The organism is Duganella sp. CT11-25 (assembly GCF_047302815.1).
Taxonomy (GTDB): domain Bacteria; phylum Pseudomonadota; class Gammaproteobacteria; order Burkholderiales; family Burkholderiaceae_D; genus Rugamonas.
Map to the genome: position 1 here is coordinate 2,117,257 of NZ_JBKBFD010000001.1, position 19,791 is coordinate 2,137,047.

The 19,791-nt window shown below is 63.7% G+C and carries 21 protein-coding genes; 7 read left to right on the plus strand and 14 right to left on the minus strand.

Annotation, left to right across the window (positions count from 1 at the left end):
• Window positions 1–50 precede the first annotated feature (50 nt).
• Window positions 51–1,388 (plus strand): MFS transporter, encoded by a 1,338-nt coding sequence (locus ACEN9F_RS08835; protein WP_413419663.1) that lies wholly within the window; start codon window positions 51–53, stop codon window positions 1,386–1,388.
• Window positions 1,389–1,484: 96 nt separating this feature from the next.
• The gene (locus ACEN9F_RS08840) at window positions 1,485–2,297 is read left to right on the plus strand and encodes a hypothetical protein (RefSeq protein WP_413419664.1); all 813 of its coding nucleotides are present in this window, start codon (window positions 1,485–1,487) and stop codon (window positions 2,295–2,297) included.
• Here the strand turns inward: ACEN9F_RS08840 and ACEN9F_RS08845 are convergent.
• From ACEN9F_RS08845 to ACEN9F_RS08890, 10 genes are all read right to left on the minus strand, one after another.
• A complete protein-coding gene (locus ACEN9F_RS08845) occupies window positions 2,281–2,973 on the minus strand; it encodes an ArsR/SmtB family transcription factor (protein WP_413419665.1) in 693 nt (230 codons plus the stop codon). The two genes, ACEN9F_RS08840 and ACEN9F_RS08845, sit on opposite strands and share 17 nt — an antisense overlap.
• Window positions 2,970–3,311, minus strand: coding sequence for an NIPSNAP family protein (locus tag ACEN9F_RS08850; RefSeq protein WP_413419666.1), 342 nt, complete (start codon window positions 3,309–3,311; stop codon window positions 2,970–2,972). Before ACEN9F_RS08850 ends, ACEN9F_RS08845 begins: the two co-directional genes overlap by 4 nt.
• A gap of 82 nt (window positions 3,312–3,393) precedes the next feature.
• Window positions 3,394–4,317, minus strand: coding sequence for a sugar kinase (locus tag ACEN9F_RS08855; RefSeq protein WP_413419667.1), 924 nt, complete (start codon window positions 4,315–4,317; stop codon window positions 3,394–3,396).
• A gap of 1 nt (window position 4,318) precedes the next feature.
• On the minus strand, window positions 4,319–5,866 hold the full coding sequence (locus ACEN9F_RS08860; RefSeq protein WP_413419668.1) for a 2-isopropylmalate synthase: 1,548 nt from the start codon (window positions 5,864–5,866) through the stop codon (window positions 4,319–4,321).
• A 59-nt stretch (window positions 5,867–5,925) separates the two neighbouring features.
• A complete protein-coding gene (gene pssA / locus ACEN9F_RS08865) occupies window positions 5,926–6,798 on the minus strand; it encodes a CDP-diacylglycerol--serine O-phosphatidyltransferase (protein WP_413419669.1) in 873 nt (290 codons plus the stop codon).
• 105 nt (window positions 6,799–6,903) lie between these two features.
• Window positions 6,904–7,668 carry an SIMPL domain-containing protein gene (locus tag ACEN9F_RS08870; protein ID WP_413427010.1) on the minus strand — a complete coding sequence of 255 codons (765 nt, stop codon included), beginning with the start codon at window positions 7,666–7,668 and terminating at the stop codon, window positions 6,904–6,906.
• A gap of 61 nt (window positions 7,669–7,729) precedes the next feature.
• A complete protein-coding gene (locus ACEN9F_RS08875; protein WP_413419670.1) occupies window positions 7,730–8,494 on the minus strand; it encodes an SIMPL domain-containing protein in 765 nt (254 codons plus the stop codon).
• Between the two features lie 206 nt (window positions 8,495–8,700).
• On the minus strand, window positions 8,701–9,717 hold the full coding sequence (gene ilvC / locus ACEN9F_RS08880; RefSeq protein WP_152803115.1) for a ketol-acid reductoisomerase: 1,017 nt from the start codon (window positions 9,715–9,717) through the stop codon (window positions 8,701–8,703).
• A 59-nt stretch (window positions 9,718–9,776) separates the two neighbouring features.
• Entirely contained in the window at window positions 9,777–10,268 is a 492-nt protein-coding gene (gene ilvN / locus ACEN9F_RS08885; RefSeq protein ID WP_413419671.1) for an acetolactate synthase small subunit, read from the minus strand.
• Between the two features lies 1 nt (window position 10,269).
• Window positions 10,270–11,997, minus strand: a complete 1,728-nt coding sequence (locus ACEN9F_RS08890; RefSeq protein WP_413419672.1) for an acetolactate synthase 3 catalytic subunit — start codon at window positions 11,995–11,997, stop codon at window positions 10,270–10,272.
• Between the two features lie 507 nt (window positions 11,998–12,504).
• Here ACEN9F_RS08890 and ACEN9F_RS08895 point away from each other — a divergent pair.
• Genes ACEN9F_RS08895 through ACEN9F_RS08915 form a run of 5 tightly spaced genes read left to right on the plus strand, consistent with a single transcriptional unit; the run spans window position 12,505 to window position 16,949 of the window.
• A complete protein-coding gene (locus tag ACEN9F_RS08895) occupies window positions 12,505–13,074 on the plus strand; it encodes an RNA polymerase sigma factor (protein ID WP_413427012.1) in 570 nt (189 codons plus the stop codon).
• Window positions 13,071–13,481 (plus strand): DUF3619 family protein, encoded by a 411-nt coding sequence (locus tag ACEN9F_RS08900; protein ID WP_413419673.1) that lies wholly within the window; start codon window positions 13,071–13,073, stop codon window positions 13,479–13,481. Before ACEN9F_RS08895 ends, ACEN9F_RS08900 begins: the two co-directional genes overlap by 4 nt.
• 48 nt (window positions 13,482–13,529) lie before the next feature.
• On the plus strand, window positions 13,530–14,225 hold the full coding sequence (locus tag ACEN9F_RS08905) for a DUF3106 domain-containing protein (RefSeq protein ID WP_413419674.1): 696 nt from the start codon (window positions 13,530–13,532) through the stop codon (window positions 14,223–14,225).
• Window positions 14,226–14,232: 7 nt separating this feature from the next.
• The gene (locus tag ACEN9F_RS08910; RefSeq protein WP_413419675.1) at window positions 14,233–14,742 is read left to right on the plus strand and encodes an RDD family protein; all 510 of its coding nucleotides are present in this window, start codon (window positions 14,233–14,235) and stop codon (window positions 14,740–14,742) included.
• A gap of 50 nt (window positions 14,743–14,792) precedes the next feature.
• Window positions 14,793–16,949 carry a prolyl oligopeptidase family serine peptidase gene (locus ACEN9F_RS08915; RefSeq protein ID WP_413419676.1) on the plus strand — a complete coding sequence of 719 codons (2,157 nt, stop codon included), beginning with the start codon at window positions 14,793–14,795 and terminating at the stop codon, window positions 16,947–16,949.
• Between the two features lie 50 nt (window positions 16,950–16,999).
• Here ACEN9F_RS08915 and ACEN9F_RS08920 read toward each other — a convergent pair whose 3' ends face one another.
• From ACEN9F_RS08920 to iscX, 4 genes are read right to left on the minus strand one after another with little or no spacing between them, the layout of a single operon-like run.
• The gene (locus ACEN9F_RS08920) at window positions 17,000–17,704 is read right to left on the minus strand and encodes an RNA pseudouridine synthase (RefSeq protein ID WP_413419677.1); all 705 of its coding nucleotides are present in this window, start codon (window positions 17,702–17,704) and stop codon (window positions 17,000–17,002) included.
• Window positions 17,701–18,717, minus strand: a complete 1,017-nt coding sequence (ltaE, locus tag ACEN9F_RS08925; RefSeq protein WP_413419678.1) for a low-specificity L-threonine aldolase — start codon at window positions 18,715–18,717, stop codon at window positions 17,701–17,703. Before ltaE ends, ACEN9F_RS08920 begins: the two co-directional genes overlap by 4 nt.
• The gene (locus ACEN9F_RS08930; protein WP_413419679.1) at window positions 18,717–19,610 is read right to left on the minus strand and encodes a class I SAM-dependent methyltransferase; all 894 of its coding nucleotides are present in this window, start codon (window positions 19,608–19,610) and stop codon (window positions 18,717–18,719) included. The genes ltaE and ACEN9F_RS08930 overlap by 1 nt, the downstream gene beginning before the upstream one ends.
• Complete coding sequence (gene iscX, locus ACEN9F_RS08935; RefSeq protein ID WP_413419680.1) at window positions 19,597–19,791, minus strand: Fe-S cluster assembly protein IscX; 195 nt, start codon at window positions 19,789–19,791, stop codon at window positions 19,597–19,599. Before iscX ends, ACEN9F_RS08930 begins: the two co-directional genes overlap by 14 nt.

Consider the following 19,791-nt stretch of genomic DNA (forward strand, 5'->3'; position numbering starts at 1 on the left):
ACTACTTTTTCAAGTAGATAATAAGCCAACAAGAAATGGATGGAGACAGCATGCACGCAAAAGTACAAGCAGCGGCGCCAGGCCAGGCGCCCGCCAAGCCCCGGCTTTCGTTCTGGGCGATCTGGAACATGAGCTTCGGCTTCCTCGGCATCCAGGCCGGGTTCGCGCTGCAGCAATCCAATGTTCCGCGCATCTTCGAAACCATGGGCGCCGAACTCGACAAGATCGGCTTCCTGATGACCGCCGCGCCGCTGGCCGGCCTGCTGGTGCAGCCCGTCATCGGCTACATGAGCGACCGCACCTGGGGCCGCTTCGGCCGCCGCCGCCCCTACTTCCTGATCGGCGCCATCCTCGCCACGCTGGCGATGTTCGGCATGCCGAACGCCACCGTGCTGTGGGTCGCCGCCGCGATGCTGCTGGTGCTCGACGTGGCGATCAATATTTCGATGGAGCCGTTCCGCGCGTTTGTCGGCGACCTGCTGCCCAAGGAACAGCTGACCACCGGCTACGCGGTGCAGACCTTCTTCATCGGCGTCGGCGCGGTGGCCGCGTCGGCCCTGCCCTATGTGCTGCAGCACTGGTTCAACGTCGCCAACACCGCCGCGCCGGGCAAGACGCCGGACTCGGTGGTCTACGCCTTCTACATCGGCGGCGCGGTCTACCTGGCGGCCGTGCTGTGGACCGTCATCCGCACCAAGGAATATTCTCCCGAACAACTGCAGCAGTATCATCCCGAGCCGGAGCAGGCGGACGAGGCTTCGACGAGCCTGCGCGGCTTCGTCAGGGACTACATGAACATGCCGAAGATCATGGTGCAGTTGTCGCTGGTGCAGTTCTTCACGTGGTTCACCTGGTTCTCGATGTGGACCTACGGCACCGCCACGCTGACCCAGCACATCTACCACGCCAGCGACACCAGCTCCGCGTTGTACAACGAGGGCGCCAGCTGGTGGGGCGTGTGCGGCGCGGTCTACAACGCCGCCTCGATCGCGTTCGCCTTCGTGCTGCCGGTGATCGCCGCGCGCACCAGCCGCAAGACCGCCCACGCGATCGCGCTGCTGGTGGGCGGCCTGAGCTTCATCTCGATCTACTTCGTCAGCTCGCCGGCCTTGCTGTTGCTGCCGTTTGTCGGCGTCGGCCTGGCGTGGGCCAGCACCTTGTCGATGCCATACGCCATCCTCGCCGGCAAGATTCCGGCGAAGAAAATGGGCATGTACATGGGCATGTTCAATATGTCGATCGTGATCCCGCAGGTGGTGTCGGGCGTGTGCCTGGGCTTCTTCCTGACGCACTTCTTCAACGGCAGCGCCGTGATGATGCTGATGCTGGGCGGCGTATCGATGCTGTTTGCGGCGGCGCTGTCGCTGCGCATACAGGAATCGAAGTAGGATCAGTCCCACGCTCAAGGCGGGCGTGCGCCGACGGGATTTCCGGAATGCGGTTGCTATGATTTTCTTATCGCAACTGCAACCACCGGAGAACTCATGTCCTTACGCACGCCATCCGCCCATCACGCCATTTACACCGCCACCCTGCTCGCTTTGAGCACCATCACCGCCCTCGCCTGGGCCGAGCCGTCGCCGGCGCTGGACCGCGCCAGCTTGTCGGTCGGCGCGTTCTACGCCGACCCGCGCATCAACTATGTAGCCGACACCAACTACGGCCACATCGACAGCGGCACCTACAAGGCGGATCATGTGACGCTGCCGCGCGTGAAGGCGCAAGTGCTGCTGGGCGATACGCAGGGCCTGGACTTCGACTACTACCGCTACGACAAGACCTACAATCCATCGCTGAGCGGCACCACCAACCGCGACGGCATTCCGCTGACCGGCAACGGCAAGCTGGATGCCAATCTCAAACTGGACCTGGCCAACATGGCCTACAAATGGTGGCTGGGCAGCGGCAACGACGTCTTCGGCGTCGGCGTCGGCGCGGCCTACTACCGCGCGCGCGTCGACGGCACGGCCAGCGGCATACTGAATGGCGTCAGCGGCAACGCGGCGTATTCGGAAAGCGAAAGCGCTTACGCGCCCTTGCTGGAACTGGGCTGGCGCCATTCGTTCGCGCCGAACCTGCGCATGTTTGTCGACGCTTCCGGCATCAAGAAAAACGGCGGCAACCTCACCGGCCATATCTATGGCGGCGCGGTTGGCGTGGAGTGGTACCCGACGCCGGCCATCGGCGTGGTGGCGGAATACAGCGCAACCAAGATCAGCTTGAGCCGCGAGCGCGACGCGCAGGATCTGAACGTGCGGCTGAACGGCCCTGCGGCCTACATCAAGTTCCGCTTTTAAACAAGGCGGCCAGTCCGGCCTTGCCGCTGGCGGAGACTTCCAGTGCGCGCGTGTCGTCGCTGCGGCGCAACCAGCCCTTGTCGACGAAATTATCCAACAGCGCGACGGCCAGCGGACCGGCGAAATGATCGCGCCGCTCGGACCAGTCCACGCAGCCATATAGCTGGCGCGCGCCCTCGCGCGGGGTGATGCCGAGCTGTCGCAGTTGCTCGACGCCGGCTGGCGTCAGCGGATAGTCATGGCCGTCGCCCTCGCCAGGCTGGACCCAGCCGTTTTCAACAAAGCAGCGGCACAGGTCCACGCCCAGCACGCCGGCCAGATGGCCGTAGCAGCTGCGCGCGTGGCGCAAGCCGCGCATGGCCGGCGCTTGCCAGCGCACGGTCTCCGGCAACGCGCCATCCGCCACGCGCAGCAGCGCTTCCAGCGCGTGCGCGACATTGCCGTCCGCGAGCATGTAGTAGCGATGGCGGCCTTGCGCGCGCACCCGGGCCAGGCCCTCGTCCACCAGCAGTTTGAGGTGCTGCGACGCGGTCGGCGCGGACACGCCAGCGTGCTGCGCCAGGTCGGTGGCGGTGTAGAAGCGGCCGTCCAGCAGGCGCGATAGCATCAGCGCCCGCGTCGGATCGCCGATGGCGGCCGCGACGCGGGCGAAGCGCGGTTGCGCCGCCGCGTTCATGGCACGCTCACCGGTGGCTTGCAGAAGGTGCCTTCCACCGTCTCGGCAAACCTGCGCTCTTCGCGCAGGATGAAGCGCTGCTGCTGGGCGCTGGCGAAATTTTCCTGCGCTTGCGGATCGCTGCGCAGCCGCGCGCGGTAGGATTCATACGCTGCCAGCGAGTCGAAGCCAACCAGCCCCCAGGCCTCGTAGTTGCTGCCCTCGTGCGGCAGGAAGTAGCCCAGCAGATGGCCGCCCAGGCGGGGAATGATGCGGCCCCAGTTCTCGGCGTAGCGCCGGAAAGCGTCGCGCTGGAACGGATCGATCTCGTAGCGGATGAAACAGGTGATGGTGGTCATGAAAGCCCCTTGGTCGGTGTATGAGCTGACAAGATAGCTTTTAAAAACCGCGCATGCTTCGGCGTGGACCGAAGCATGCGACTCACGCCAGCGCGGCGCGCACCTGGGCGGCGGTCGGGATCGGCGCCACCGCGCCATGTCCCTGCGTCGACAGCGCGGCGCTGACGTTGGCGTAGCGAACGGCGTCGGCCAGCGCATCGCCGGCGGCCAGGCGCGCCAGCAGGCTGCCGTCGAAGCAGTCGCCGGCGCCGGTGGCGTCCACGGCTTGCACGACGTTGGCGGCCGCCAGTTGGGGCTCCGCGCCCGGCAGCGCATACCAGGCGCCGGCTTTACCGCACTTGAGCACCACCGTGTGGGCGCCGTGGGCACGGCACCATGCGAACACCGCCGGAATATCTTCGGTGCCGGCCAGCGCGACCGCTTCGTCCATGCTGGGCAGGAACAGGTCGGTCATGGCGATGGTGGCGCAGATGACGGCGCGCGCACGCGCCAAGGGCCACAGCGACAGGCGCAGGTTGGGGTCGAAGCTGACCTTGGCGCCGGCCAGGCGCGCGGCGTCGATCGCTGCCAGCACGGTGTCGCAGGCGCCGGCGGAAATGGCTTGCGAGATGCCCGAGACGTGCAACCACTGCGTATCGCCGATGGCGCGCAGGTCCATCGTCTGCGGCTGCATGCGGCTGGCTGCGGAGCCGGCGCGCAGGTAGCTGAAGGCGTGGCCTTCAGGACCGTGGTTGACGAAATACAGGCCGGTGGGTGCTTGCGGATCGCGCGCGACGGCGCCGACATCGACGCCCTCTGCTTGCCACAGGTCCAGCAGCATGCGGCCGAAATGGTCGTCGCCGACGCGGCTCAGGTAGGCGGTGCGCGCGCCCTGGCGCGATGCCGCGATCACGGCGTTGGAGGTATCGCCGCCGAAGCCCTGGCGGTACATCGGTTCACCGGGCGTGCCCTGGTTGAATTCCACCATGGCTTCGCCCAGCGCCACTACGTCAAATTGTTTGCTCATTTCAAGGTTGCGGGTTGACGCGCTCGATCTTCGAGTGCAGTTTGTTCAGCGCCGACAGGTAGGCCTTGGCCGACGCAACGATAATATCCGGATCGGCGCCGACGCCGTTGACGATGCGGCCCTCTTTCGACAAGCGCATCGTCACCTCGCCCTGCGATTGCGTGCCGGTGCTGATGGCGTTGACCGAGAACAGCACCAGCTCGGCGCCGCTGCCGACTTCCGATTCGATGGCGTTGACGGTGGCGTCGACCGGGCCGTCGCCCTTGCCTTCGGAGACGTGCTCCTCGCCGTCGATGTTGAACACCACCTTCGCGTTCGGCGTCTCGCCCGTCTCCGAGCGCTGCGAAAGCGAGACGAAGCGGTAGTACTCGCCCTCCTGCGAATGCTGCTCGTCCGAGACCAGCGCCAGGATGTCCTCGTCGAAGATGTCGGACTTGCGGTCGGCCAGCTCCTTGAAGCGGACGAAGGCGGCGTTGATGTCGGCTTCCGACTCCATGTCGATGCCCAGCTCCAGCAGGCGCTGCTTGAAGGCGTTGCGGCCGGACAGCTTGCCCAGCACGATCTTGGTCGCGGTCCAGCCGACATCCTCGGCGCGCATGATCTCGTAGGTCTCGCGCGATTTCAGCATGCCGTCCTGGTGGATGCCGGAGGCGTGCGCAAAGGCGTTCGCGCCCACCACCGCCTTGTTCGGCTGCACCGCGAAGCCGGTGATCTGCGATACCATTTTCGAAGCGGCGACGATCTGCGTCGTGTCGATGCCGACCTCCAGGTTGTAGTAGCCACCGCGCGTGCGCAGCGCCATCACCACTTCTTCCAGCGCGGTGTTGCCGGCGCGTTCGCCCAGGCCGTTGATGGTGCATTCGATCTGGCGCGCGCCGCCTATCATCACGCCGGCCAGCGAATTGGCCACCGCCAGACCGAGGTCGTTATGGCAGTGCACCGACCAGATGGCCTTGTCGGAATTGGGGATGCGCTCGCGCAGGCGGCGGATGGTCTCGCCGAAAATCTCCGGCACCGCATAGCCGACCGTGTCGGGGAAATTGATGGTGGTCGCGCCCTCGTCGATCACGCCCTCCAGCACACGGCACAGGAAGTCCTCGTCCGAGCGGCTGCCGTCTTCGGGGCTGAACTCGATATCGTCGGTGAACTGGCGGGCGAAGCGCACCGCGTTCTTCGCCTGCAGCAACACCTGGTCGGGCAGCATGCGCAGCTTCATCTCCATATGCAGCTTGGAAGTGGCGATGAAGGTGTGGATGCGTTTGCGCTCGGCCGGCGCCAGCGCTTCGGCGGCGCGCGCGATGTCGCGGTCGTTGGCGCGCGACAGCGAGCAGATGGTCGATTCGCGCACCGCCGAGGCGATGGCTTTGATGGATTCGAAGTCGCCTTGCGAGGCGGCGGCAAAGCCGGCCTCGATGACGTCGACGCGCAAGCGCTCCAGCTGCTTGGCGATGCGGACTTTTTCATCCTTGGTCATCGATGCGCCAGGCGATTGCTCGCCGTCGCGCAGGGTGGTGTCGAAGATGATCAGACGGTTGGGTGAGTTGCTCATGATAGCTCCGTGGCAGATGCTTCGTTGCTTGAATTCTCAGGGCCTACCGCCCTTTTGGTTTAGCGGCGTTCACTCGGGTCGGTGGTTTCCTCGTCGACCTGGATCAGGCTGACCTTCTTGCCCTTGGCCAACCGCCACACCGACACCGCATAGCCCGACAGGCCGTAGGCGATAAAGATCGGGAACAGTACTTTCGGCGGATCGATGGACACCAGCGCGAACACCAGCGCGATCAGGAACACCGCGATGAACGGCACCGACTTGCGGAAGTTGACATCCTTGAAGCTGTAGAACGGCACGTTGGTCACCATCGTCAAGCCGGCGAATACGGCGATGCTCCACGAGACCCAGCGCAACTCCAGGCCGGACACTTCCTGGTCCACCATCAGCAGGATAAAGCCGGCCACCAGCGCGGCGGCCGACGGCGAAGGCAGGCCCTGGAAGAAGCGCTTGTCGACCACTTCGATATTGGTGTTGAAGCGGGCCAGGCGCAAGGCGGCGCCGGCGCAGTAGACGAAGGCGGCGATCCAGCCCAGCTTGCCCAGGCCGCGCAGCGACCATTCATAGATCACCAGCGCCGGCGCGGCGCCGAAGGACACCATGTCCGACAGCGAGTCGTACTGGGCGCCGAACTCGCTCTGGGTATTGGTCAGGCGGGCGACGCGGCCGTCCAGGCCGTCGAGCACCATGGCGATGAAGATCGCCCAGGCCGAGTGTTCGAATTTCTGGTTCATCGCCATGACGATGGCGTAGAAGCCGCAGAACAGCGCGGCGGTGGTGAAAGCGTTCGGCAGCAGATAAATCCCGCGGTGGCGCGGCCGGTCGAGATCCTCGCCCCTGGCCCGGCGGGCAAAGCGGCTGAAACGCGAGGTCTTCGGCAATTTGGCTTGAACTACGCCATTTTTAGCGCGGCGACGGGGGAATTTGGCCATAGGGTTCCATTTCTGATTTATCTGGTCATGTTGCTCCATCATTATAGAGGAGCCGACAACAAAAAAGGGGATGGCGAGCCATCCCCCTATTCTGCCCATATTTGCTTATTTGAAGCGCACCTTGCCCACCAGCCGCATCTGCAGCGTGGTCTCGCCCGGCTCGAAGCTGGGCTCCTCGACGGCATCGCTGCCTTTCGCCATCATCGCCGATGGCGCGCGGGCGCCCCCGCTCACGTTCACGCGGTCGGCGTAGTTGCCGGAGCCCTCGAAATCGACCGTATCGAGCACGGCGTCGCCGACCTTGCGGCCCATGGCGTTGGCGATGGAGTTGATGCGTTCGTTCAGGTTCAGATAGGTGGCGGCGATGCGCTGGTCGTCGAGCTTGCGGGTGGTTTCCGGCGTCAGGCCGAAGCGCAGGTTGTTCAGCGCCAGCAGGCGCTGGGCGGCGGCCACGGTTTTCGGCAGGCCCGCGATGTTGGTGGTGGTGACTTGCAGGGACTGACCGACGCGCCAGGCGGTCGGCACGCGCGGCTTGCGCGGCTGGCCGGGCGGCGCCACCACCTCGTCCGGGTAGACCGGGTAGGTGAAGTAGCCCTGGGTTTTCAGGCTGGCCTGCGGATCTTCCTTCTTGACGATCTCCAGGCCCTGTTTCATTTTCAGGTTGACGCGGGAGGCGGCGGCCGCCTTGTCCTTGTCGACTTCTTCGGCGGTCAGCGTGATGACCGCCTGGTCGTTGACGTGTTTGACTTCGCCGAAGGCCGGCACCACGACCAGTGTGCCGGCGGTCGGCAATGGTTCCAGCGGAGCGGCTTGCGAGGCAAGCGCGAGAGTGGCGAGTGCGGCGGCGGCGAGGTTTTTCATCATCTGGATCTCCGGAGTTGATATAAAAGCAAATACACTCTACCCGAAACCTGGCCGCCGCGCAGCCTTGTTACTTGAAGCGAACCTTGCCGACCAGTTGCATCTGCAACGTGGTTTCGCCCGGCTCGAAGCTTGGTTCGGCGACTTCGGCCGAGTCCATGCTCTTCATGCGCATAGCCATCGGCGCCGGCGCGGCAAAGCTTTCACGCTGGGCGTAGTTGCCGGAGCCTTCAAAGTCGATCGTGTCGACCACCGCGTCGCCGACCTTGCGGCCCATCGCATTGGCGATCGAGCTGATGCGCTCGTTCAGGTTCTTGTAGGTGGCGGCGATGCGCTGGTCATCCAGCTGCCTGGTGGTTTCCGGCGTCAGGCCGAACTGCAGGCTGTTCAGCGTCAGCACCTTCTGCGCGGCGGCCACGGTCTTCGGCAGGTTGGCCAGGTCGGTGGTGGTCACTTGCAGGTACTGGCCCACGCGCCAAGCGGTCGGCACGCGCGGCTTCGGCTGCTGGCCGTTCGGCACGGGACGGTCTTCCGGGTAGACCGGATAAGTGTAGTAGCCCTGGGTTTTCAGCTTGGCTTGCGGATCGGCTTTCTTGACGATGTCCTGGCCCTGTTTCATTTTCAGGTTGACGCGCGAGGCTGCGGCGGCCTTGTCCTTGTCCTGCTCTTCGATGGCCAGGGTGGCGACGGCCTGGTCGTTGGCACGGGTGACCTCACCGAAGGCCGGGACCACGACCAGCGTGCCGGTGGTTGGTACGGCGTCGGCCGGCGCGGCTTGCGCGGCCAAAGCGAAGGAGACAGCAGCGGCTGCTGCGATATTTTTCATGACGGTCATTGCGGGCTCCAAAGTTGAAATTACGGCAAGGCAAACTTTACCCGAATTTACACAATGCACCTGTAAGACATGGTTAGCGTTTGTAACATTTACATGGTGTCAGTGCCGACATTCGGACACAGGCTCTGCCGCGACACTCGGCTTTGGCGCAAGTCTCAACGCAAAAAAGCCGGCATACGCCGGCTTTTTCGTTGCGAAGCTACAGCTTAGTTCTTCGACTGGTCGACCATCTTGTTCTTGGCGATCCAAGGCATCATGGCGCGCAGTTTTGCGCCGACTTCTTCGATCTGGTGCTCGGCGGTCAGGCGACGGCGCGAGATCAGGGTCGGTGCGCCTGCCTTGTTTTCCAGGATGAAGGACTTGGCGTATTCGCCGGTCTGGATGTCTTTCAGGCACTGACGCATCGCATCCTTGGTCGCCGACGTCACAACCTTAGGACCGGTCACGTATTCGCCGTATTCGGCGTTGTTCGAGATCGAGTAGTTCATGTTGGCGATGCCGCCTTCGTAGATCAGGTCGACGATCAGCTTCAGTTCGTGCAGGCACTCGAAGTACGCCATTTCCGGAGCATAGCCAGCTTCGGTCAGGGTTTCGAAGCCGGCCTTGATCAGCTCGACCGCGCCGCCGCACAGCACCGCTTGTTCGCCGAACAGGTCGGTCTCGGTTTCTTCGCGGAAGTTGGTCTCGATGATGCCGGCACGGCCGCCGCCGTTGGCCGAGGCGTACGACAGGGCGATGTCGCGGGCGATGCCGGACTTGTCCTGGTACACGGCGATCAGGTGCGGCACGCCGCCACCCTGGGTGTAGGTGGCGCGCACGGTGTGGCCCGGGGCCTTCGGTGCAACCATGATGACGTCCAGGTCGGCGCGCGGCACGACTTGGCCGTAGTGCACGTTGAAGCCGTGGGCGAAGGCCAGGACCGCGCCTTGCTTGGCGTGCGGCGCGACGTTTTCGTTGTAGACCTGGGCGATGTTCTCGTCCGGCAGCAGGATCATGATGACGTCGGCGGCCTTGACCGCGTCGTTGACTTCCGCCACTTTCAGGCCGGCTTTCTCGACCTTGTTCCAGGACGAACCGCCCTTGCGCAGGCCAACGGTGACGTTGACGCCGGAGTCGCTCAGGTTTTGCGCGTGGGCGTGGCCCTGCGAACCGTAGCCGATGATGGCGACGTTTTTGCCCTTGATCAGGGAGAGGTCAGCGTCTTTGTCGTAGAAAACTTTCATGATAATTCCTATATATTTTGAGTGTGAGGTACTAAAGGCACTGGCTGGGTAAGCCGTGCTTAAACTTTGAGGATGCGTTCGCCGCGTCCGATGCCGGATCCGCCGGTACGTACCGTTTCCAGGATGGAGGTGCGGTCGATCGAGTCGATAAACGCGTCGAGCTTGCTCTTGGCGCCGGTCAGTTCGATCGTGTAGGTCTTCTCGGTGACGTCGATGATGCGGCCGCGGAAGATGTCCGCGGTGCGCTTCATCTCTTCACGTTCCTTGCCCACCGCGCGCACCTTGATCAGCATCAGTTCGCGCTCGATGTGCTGGCCTTCGGTCAGGTCCACCACCTTCACCACCTCGATCAGGCGGTTCAGGTGCTTGGTGATCTGCTCGATGATGTCGTCCGAACCGGAGGTGACGATCGTCATCCGCGACAGCGTCGGATCTTCGGTCGGCGCCACGGTCAGCGTTTCAATGTTGTAGCCACGGGCCGAGAACAGACCGACCACGCGGGACAGCGCGCCGGCTTCGTTTTCCAGCAAGACAGAGATAATGTGTCGCATCTTATAAGTCCTCCGAACCCAACAGCATTTCAGAGAGCCCTTTGCCCGCTTTCACCATCGGCCAGACGTTTTCCGATTGATCGGTAATGAAGTTCATGAAGACCAGCTTGTCTTTCATGCCGAAGGCGTCGCGCAGCGCGCCGTCGACGTCGCCCGGTTTCTCGATGCGCATGCCGACGTGGCCATAGGCCTCGGCCAGCTTCTCGAAGTTCGGCAGCGAATCCATGTAGGACTCGGAGTAGCGCGAACCGTAGTCGATCTGCTGCCACTGGCGGACCATGCCCAGGAAGCGGTTGTTGAGCATGATGATCTTCGGCGTCAGATGGTATTGCTTGCAGGTCGCGAGTTCCTGGATGCACATCTGGATCGAGCCTTCGCCGGTGATGCAGGCGACGGTCGCGTCGGGATTGGCCATCTGCACGCCCATGGCGTACGGCAAGCCCACGCCCATCGTGCCCAGGCCGCCCGAGTTGACCCAGCGCTTAGGCTTGTCGAACGGGTAGTACTGCGCGGCCCACATCTGGTGCTGGCCGACGTCGGAGGTGATGAAGGCGTCGCCCTTGGTCACTTCCCACAGCTTCTGCACCACGGCTTGCGGCTTGATCACCAGGTCCGAGGTCGGATACTTCAGGCAATCGCGGCCGCGCCATTCGCCGATCTGCTTCCACCAGTCCTTGAGCGCGGGCGCGTTCGGCTTGGCGTCCGCAGCGTCGAGCTGGGCCAGGAATTCGATCAGCACGTCCTTGACGTTGCCGACGATCGGGATGTCCACTTTCACGCGCTTGGAGATCGACGATGGATCGATGTCCACGTGGATGATCTTGCGCGGATTGGAGGCGAAGTGTTTCGGGTTGCCGATCACGCGGTCGTCGAAGCGGGCGCCGATGGCGATCAGGACGTCGCAGTGCTGCATCGCCATGTTCGCTTCGTAGGTGCCGTGCATGCCCGGCATGCCGACGAACTTGTCGTCGCTGGCGCGGTAGGCGCCCAGGCCCATCAGCGTGTTGGTGACCGGGAAGCCAAGCTTGTCGACCAGCTTGTTCAGTTCCGGCGAGGCATTGGCCAGGATCACGCCGCCGCCGGTGTAGATCATCGGACGTTCGGCTTGCAGCAGCAGCTGGACCGCCTTGCGGATCTGGCCGGAGTGGCCCTTGTCGACCGGTTTGTACGAACGCATCTCGACCTCTTTCGGGTACGAGTACGTCGTCTTGTGCATCGAGATATCCTTCGGGATGTCGACCAGCACGGGGCCTGGACGGCCGGTGCGGGCGATGAAGAAGGCTTTCTTGACGGTTTCCGCCAAATCCTTGACGTCTTTGACGAGGAAATTGTGCTTGACCACGGGGCGGGTGATGCCGACCGTGTCGCATTCCTGGAAGGCATCCTGGCCGATGGCGTGGCTGGGCACCTGGCCCGAGATCACGACCATGGGGATGGAATCCATGTAAGCGGTGGAAAGACCTGTCACGGCATTGGTGACGCCCGGACCGGACGTGACCAGCGCGACACCAACTTTATTCGAGCTGCGCGAGTACGCATCGGCGGCATGCACTGCGGCCTGTTCGTGACGCACGAGGACGTGTTGGAATTTGTCTTGCTTGAAGATGGCGTCGTAGATGTACAGTACGGCTCCGCCCGGATAGCCAAAGACGTGTTCCACGCCTTCTTCCGCCAGGCAGCGCACCAGTATTTCCGCGCCTGTGATTTGTGATGATGCTTCGGTATTCATGAAACATTCCTTTCAAGGTCCATAGGAGATTGATCGGATGCTCTTTCCTAACGAAGTAGGCCTGCCTCTACAGCTTTGCCCTGCGTCCCTTTTTTTCTGCGGTCACGCCTGCCTCTTCCGCCAACCGTAGTGACGTGCAAAGCGGCGCTCAACGCAAACTCTCGTTCAGCTGGATCTGTCTGTAGCGGTTGTGCGTACTTCTCGCGCTTGTGGCACGGGTTAGAGCAAACTGCTGACATATGAAAGCGCGTCGGATCGAATGCGGCGTTGTGTGCCTGCTGCGACCAGACCATAGAGCTTCGGGGTGTTCAAAGCGTCCCATACGGTACACCCGCGCATCATTTTGAGCAAGGGAAAAATGGAAAATAGCCCGTTACTGGTGCAAAACGCATGTGTTTTGACGTAAAACCATGCAAAAGCCATGGATTTTTGCTAGCATGCGCTCAGTTCAAAAAACGCCGCCAGGCGCTTCCTCGCCGGTTCCCCGGCCGCACCCTCACCCGACGCATGGCCACAGACAAAGAATTATCCGACTTCCTCGAAAACGTCGAGCGGCGTGCCTTCAAACAAGCCGTCTACGCGGTGCGCAAGGACGAGTCCGCCTTGGACATCGTGCAGGACGCGATGATCAAGCTCGCCGAAAAATACGGCGACAAGCCGGCCGCCGAGCTGCCGATGCTGTTCCAGCGCATCCTGCAAACCACCATCCTCGATTACTTCCGCCGGGAAAAGGTCCGCAACACCTGGGTCAGCCTGTTTTCCGGCATGGCGCCCTCGGGCGGCGAGCATGAGGACTTTGATATACTCGAATCCTATGCCGCCGAAGAAGGCACCGAGGCCGGCGAATCGAGCGCGGACAAGGTCGAACGCCAGCAAATGCTCGACCTCATCGATGCCGAAGTACAAAAGCTTCCGGCACGTCAACGAGAAGCCTTCCTTATGCGTTATTGGCAGGATATGGACGTGGCTGAGACCGCCGAAGCGATGGGATGTTCCGAGGGGAGCGTGAAAACGCATTGCTCACGTGCAACACATACGCTCGCCGAAGCGCTGAAAGCCAAGGGAATAACACTATGAACACCGACGATCTGAACTTTGCTTACAAGGTGCGCCACGCGCTCAATGAGAAGCTGGACGATCTGCCTGCCTCGACGACGGACCGCCTGGCGCAAGCGCGCAAGATGGCGCTCGCCCGCAAGAAAGCGCATGTGGATGTGCCGCTGAGCGTGCGCGTTGCCAAAACGGAAATGGCCACGGCCGGCGGCAGCCTGCTGCCGCAGCCGTTCGCCTGGCTGGGCCGCATGGGTGTGGCCTTGCCGCTGCTGGCCCTGGTCATCGGCCTGGCCGGCATCTACCAGTACGAACAGCAGGAGCGCATCGCCGACCTGGCCGAGATCGACGCGGCCGTGCTGTCGGACGAGCTGCCGCTGTCGGCCTACCTGGACCATGGTTTCAACGCCTACCTGAACCAAAGCGAGCAATAAGTCATGGCATGGAGCGGTCGGGCAAAATGGGGCGCCGGAACAGCGGCGGTGTTAGCGGTAGCAGTTGCGGGCGCGGGCTGGGTCGCCAGCCGGGCCGACGCACCGGAAATCATTGCCGCCCCGGTGGCGGCCCTGCAGTCCGCAGCCCCCGCCAAAGGCGGCAAGAACAAGCCCAAGCCGCCTGAAAAAACCATGTGGAAAGACCTGTCCCCGGCGCAGCAGCAGGCGCTGGAGCCGCTGGCCGCCGAGTGGGACCAGATCGAGCCGATCCGCAAGCAGAAATGGCTGGGCATCGTCAAGCGTTATGCGTCGATGAAGCCGGATGAGCAGATGCGCGTGCAGGAACGCATGCGCGAGTGGGTGCGCATGACGCCGGAGGAGCGCCGCCAGGTGCGCCAGAACTTCGCCCGCGCGCAGAAGCTCGATCCGTCGCAGAAATCGACCTCGTGGGAATCCTACCAGCAGCTTTCGGAAGAACAGAAGAAAGAGCTGGCCGCCAAGGCCGCCATCAAGAAACAGGTCGCCAACCTGCCGACCGCGGCGCAAAGCAAGGTCAAGACCGTGGCGCCGATCAAGCCGGCGGTGCCGGCCGGCACCAGCGGCACGGCGCTGGCGCCTGTGCCCGCCCCCGCACCTGCGCCGCAGCCCGTCGCAGCCGATCCGAACGCGACCATACCGAACGCCTCCAACGTGACGCCCGTGCCTCCGGTACCGGCCCCGCCCGCCCCCGCCAATGTCAAATAATCCCAGCGTGACCATCCCTACCGTGAAGCGCCGTCTGATTTCGATGGTGTACGAATCCCTGCTGGGCCTGGCGGTGCTGTTCCTGCCCTTGCTGATCCTGGAAGTCGCCATGGGCGGCAGCATCGGCAAGACCGCCTGGCACGCGCGCCAGGCGCTGGTGTTCCTGGTGCTGGGCGCCTACTTCATCCACCAGTGGAGCCGCAATGGCCAGACGCTGGCCATGCAAACCTGGCGCCTCAAGGTGGTCCGTCCCGGCCACCAGCACGTGTCGCCGCGGGCCGCCGCCGCGCGCTACCTGCTGAGCTGGATGTGGGTGCTGCCGGCAGCCGTGGTCGGCGCGATCTTCGGCCTGGAGCATTGGCGCATGATGGGCGCGCTCGGCGCCGGTATCCTGCTGTGGTCGCTGACCGCCTTCCTCGACAAGGACCGCCAGTTCCTGCACGACAAGCTGGCAGGCACCCGTTTGATCCAGTTGCCGCCGCCGGAAAAGAAAAAGAAGGCTGAGAAAACAGTATAAAATTTGCAATTCTTTGTGGCAAAATGGGATTTTTGCAACAAAGGATAGCGATGACCAAGCTGAGCAACTTCATGATCGGGGCGACGCTTGCCCTGAACGCCTCCGCCGCACTGGCGGAAAAACCCATCCCGCCCGCCCCTGTCGCCCGCATCGAACCGGTCACCGACACCTACTTCGGCGAAACCATCACCGACCGCTATCGCTGGATGGAGAACGACAAGGACCCGGACTGGCTGCCCTTCCTCCAGCAGCAGAACGGCCACGCCCGCGGCGTGCTCGACGGCCTGCCGAAACGCGACCTGCTGCTCAAGCGCATCCAGCAACTGTCCGGCGATATCGCCGCGCCAGCGCGCGTGCAGAAGGCCGGCGCGCGGCTGTTCTATCAACAGCGTCCGGCCGGCGCCAACAACTTCAAGCTGTTCGTGCGCGATGTCGGCAACGGCAAAGGCAAGGACCGCGTGCTGGTCGACCCGACCAAGCTCGACACCAAGACCAGCCACGTCTCGCTGGACTGGTGGGAGGCCTCGCCGGACGGCAGCAAGCTGGCCTACGGCCTGTCCAAGGATGGCAGCGAGGATTCGGTGCTGCACATCATGGACGTGCGCACCGGCGCGGTCCTGAAGGAACGCATCGTCGACACCCAGGGCGCCAATCCAAGCTGGCTGCCCGACAGCTCCGGTTTCTTCTACAACCAGCTGACCGGCAAGGTCAACACGCCGGAGCGCTACCTGGATTCGCAGGTGCGCTTCCACAAGGTCGGCGCCGATGCCGCCAAGGATACGGTGCTGATGAAGCGCGGTCTCGATGCGGCGGTCAAGTATGAAAAAATCCAGTCGCCCTACATCGGCGTCTCCGGCAAGTCCGACAGCGCCGTGCTGATACTGGCCGACGTGCGCGAAGAAAAGCGCATCTACACCGCGCCGCTGACCGAGGTCCTGAAAGGCAAGGCGAAATGGCAGCAAGTCGCCGACTTTGCCGACGAAGTCACCGACCTCGATCTGCATGGCGACGAACTGTACCTGCTGTCCACGCACAAGCATCCGCGCGGCCGCCTGCTGAAAACCTCGGCCAAGGCCCCGGCGCTGGCGACGGCGGCGGAAGTGGTGCCGGAATCGGCACTGGTCCTGCAAGGCATGGCGCGCGCCAAGGATGGCCTGTACATCCGCGCGATGGACGGCGGCCTGGGCAAGCTGCAGCGCCTCGGCGCCGACGGCAAGCTCGCCGGCATCGCCCTGCCCTTCGACGGCACGCTGGGCTCCATCGCCGCCGACGCCGATGCGCCGGGCGCGCTGGCCATCCTGTCCGGCTGGCTGCAGCCGACCGGCATCTGGTCCGTCAGCGCCGACGGCGCGCTGGCCGACACCGGCATCACGCCCAAGCCGGCCATCGACGTCAGCGCCTACACGACGGAACGCCGCTACGCCACCGCCAAGGACGGCACCAAGATTCCGTACAGCGTGATCTACAAAAAAGGCTTGAAGATGGACGGCAAGAACCCGGCCTTCATTTCAGCCTACGGCAGCTACGGCGCGGCGGCCTACACGCCGGCGTTCGCGGGCCGCTCGCTGGCCTTCGTGGATCAAGGCGGCATCGTCGGCTATGCGAATGTGCGTGGCGGCGGCGAGTTTGGCCGCGAATGGCATCGCGCCGGCCAGCTGGAAAACAAACCGAATACCTGGCGCGACCTGATCGCCGTGTGCGAGGACCTGCAAGCCAGGGGCTATACCTCGCCGGCCTACCAGGCCATCGGCGGCCGCTCCGCCGGCGGTATCACGATGGGCCGCGCGCTGGAAGAACGCCCCGACCTGTTTGCGGCCGTGGTGTCGGGCGTGGGCTGGCACAATCCACTGCGCTACGTGGCGGAGCAGAACGGCTATGGCGAAGAACCTGAATGGGGCGCGATCGCCGATCCCGCCGGCTTCAAGGCGCTGAAGAGCATCGACAGCTACCAGCAGGTGGTGGACGGCATGCGCTATCCGGCCATCATGCTGACCACCGGCGTGACCGATCCGCGCGTGGCGCCGTTCCATCCGGCGAAGATGGCGGCGCGCTTGCAGCAGGCCACGGCCAGCGGCAAGCCGGTGATTTTACGGGTTGATTTCGATGCGGGCCACGGCATGGGTTCGACCCGCGCGCAGCAGGATGCAGAATCGGCGGATACCTATGCCTTCATCCTGTCGCAGACGGCGGGCGCCGCCGCGAAGTAAGCAGCACAAAGTCGGGGTCAGTGTCCGATTGCCGGAACTGACCCCGCCGTTTAGAAGCGTTCGTGATCCTGCAAGTAGCGCCACTCGCCTACCGGCAGGCTCGCCATCGCGATGCGCCCGATGCGGATGCGCTTCATGGCCACCACGGTCAGGCCGACTTCCTTGCACAGTTTTTCGATCAGGCCCGGCTTGGGATTCTTGATGGCGAAGCGCAGCCGCGTTTCGTTCTGCCAGCTGACTTTGCCGTTGATCGTGTTCAGCTGCTGCAGGCCGTTCTCGTTAATCGTGCCAGACACCTCGACGATAATTTCCTGCTCCATCTTGGCCGCTTCGTCGGCCAGCTTGCGCTTGACGCGGAAGTCCTGCGTGAACACGGTCAGGCCGCTGGTCTTGGCGTCCAGCGGCAGATACTGTTCCTGTCCCGTGACGTGGCGCTTGAGAAAGCGTTGGCCCTGTGCGGTGCGCGTCAGGCTCCCGGCGTTCAGCAGATGCAGCGGTTGCGCCGCGCCGGCCGGCTTGTTCAGCAGGATCGTGACCGGCACGATTTCCAGCAGCGTGGCGTCGTCGGCGACCGTGATTTCCTGCTCCATGGTGACGCGCGCGCCCGCCTCTTCGACCAATACGCCGTCGACGCTGACGAAACCGCCCTCGATATAGAGCTCGGCTTCGCGGCGCGAGCATGGGCGTTCATCCGCAAGGCGCTTGGCCAGGCGGACGGTATTGTCATTGCTGCTGTCGTTAGTGCTGTCGGTCATCCGAAGAAGTCCCCAAATACGGTGATGGCGCGGTCGATATCCTCGCGCGAGGCGTCCATGTGCGTAACGATGCGCAAGCGCGGCGACATCGAGACGCGGATGCGCGTCAACTGCAGCACGTCGTTCAGGCCACGGCAGGCGTCGGCCGGAATATCGACATAGAAGATGTTGGTCTGCGGCGTGCTGACGGTGAGGCCTTTGAGCTTGGCCAGTTCGCCGGCGAAGTAGGCCGCGTTGTCGTGATCTTGCGCCAGGCGCGCGATGTTGTGCTCCAGCGCGTACAGGCCGCCGGCGGCGATCATGCCGGCCTGGCGCATGCCGCCGCCCAGCATCTTGCGCCAGCGCTTGGCCTCGGCGATCAATGGCTTGCTGCCGCACAGGACGGAGCCGACCGGCGCGCCCAGGCCCTTGGACAGGCAGACGGAAACCGAATCGAACCCCGCCACCGCCGCGCGCGGGCTCACGCCCAGCTTGACGGCGGCATTGCAGACGCGCGCGCCGTCCAGGTGCGTGGCCAGGCCGCGCTCGTGCGCCAGCGCGGTCGCCTGCTTCAGGTAGTCGAGCGGCAGCACGCGGCCGCCGATGGTGTTTTCCAGCGCCAGCAGCTTGGTGCGCGCGAAATGGAAATCATCCGGCTTGATGTAGGACGCGATATCGGCCAGCGCGATGCCGCCGTCGGGCTGGTTGATGATCGGCTGCGGCTGGATACTGCCCAGCACCGCCGCGCCACCGCCTTCGTAGCGATAGGTGTGCGCTTCCTGGCCGACCAGGTATTCGTCGCCGCGGCCGCAATGGGCCAGCAGCGCCAGCAGATTGCTCTGCGTGCCGGACGGCGCGAACAAGGCGTCTTCGTAGCCGAACAAGTCGGCCGCGTATTCCTGCAGGCGGTTGACGGTCGGGTCGTCGCCATAGACGTCGTCGCCGACTTCCGCCGCGTTCATCGCGGCGCGCATGGCGGCGCTTGGCCGGGTGACGGTGTCGCTGCGCAGATCCAGCCAGTTTTCCTGGTTCATTACATGGTCTCTTCGGTAAAGAAGCGGTTGTTCATTTCTTCCAGGCCCACGGTTTCCAGCACCTCTTTCAGGCGCTCGGCCGGACGCTTGCGCGGCAGGTTCTTGTAGGTCGCGATGATGAGTTCATTTTTCATCGAATGCTCCCAGCCCACCAGCTCCGTCACCGTGACGTCGTAGCCGTGCGCCTCCAGCTGCAGGCAACGCAGCACGTTGGTGATCTGGCTGCCGAATTCACGCGTGTGGATCGGATGGCGCCAGATCTCGGTCAACGCGGACTTGCCCAGCGACTGGCCCTTGTTCTTCTTCAGCACGGAGGCCACTTCGGCCTGGCAGCAAGGCACCAGCACCATGTGCTTGGCCTTCTTCTTCAGCGCGAACTGGATGGCATCGTCGGTCGCCGTGTTGCAGGCGTGGAGCGCGGTGACGATGTCGATCTGTTCCGGCAGCAGCTTCGATTCGGTGGACTCGGCCACCGACAGCGGCAGGAAGGACATGCCGGGGAACTTGAACTTCTGCGCCAGTTCCTGCGAGCGCGCGACCAGCTCTTCGCGCGTCTCGATGCCGTAGATGTGCGAGTTGTCCGCCAGCGCCTTGAAGAACAGGTCGTAGATGATGAAGCCGAGGTAGGACTTGCCGGCGCCGTGGTCGACCAGCGATACGCTGTCCTTCGCGGCCAGCACTTCCTTCAGCAGCGGCTCGATGAACTGGTACAGGTGGTAGACCTGCTTCAGCTTGCGGCGGCTGTCCTGGTTCATCTTGCCGTCGCGGGTCAGGATGTGCAGCTCCTGCAGAAGCGCCACAGTCTGGCCTTCACGGATTTCCGGCATGTTGTCCGCACCGGTGACGGTAGCGCCGATCCTGGCAGCTTTCGCTGCTGGCTTATTGGGCTTCATCGATCCAGGCCTGCTGTACCGCTTCGAGGACCTTTTCACCGCCGCGCGTGTGGTCGTCGTCGAATTCTTCGAGATCGACGATCCAGTTGTGCAGATCGGTGAAGCGGATAGTCAGCGGATCGATGTCCGGGTACTTATCGTAAAGCGCTTCCGCAATCGCGGTGATGTCCGTCCACTTCAT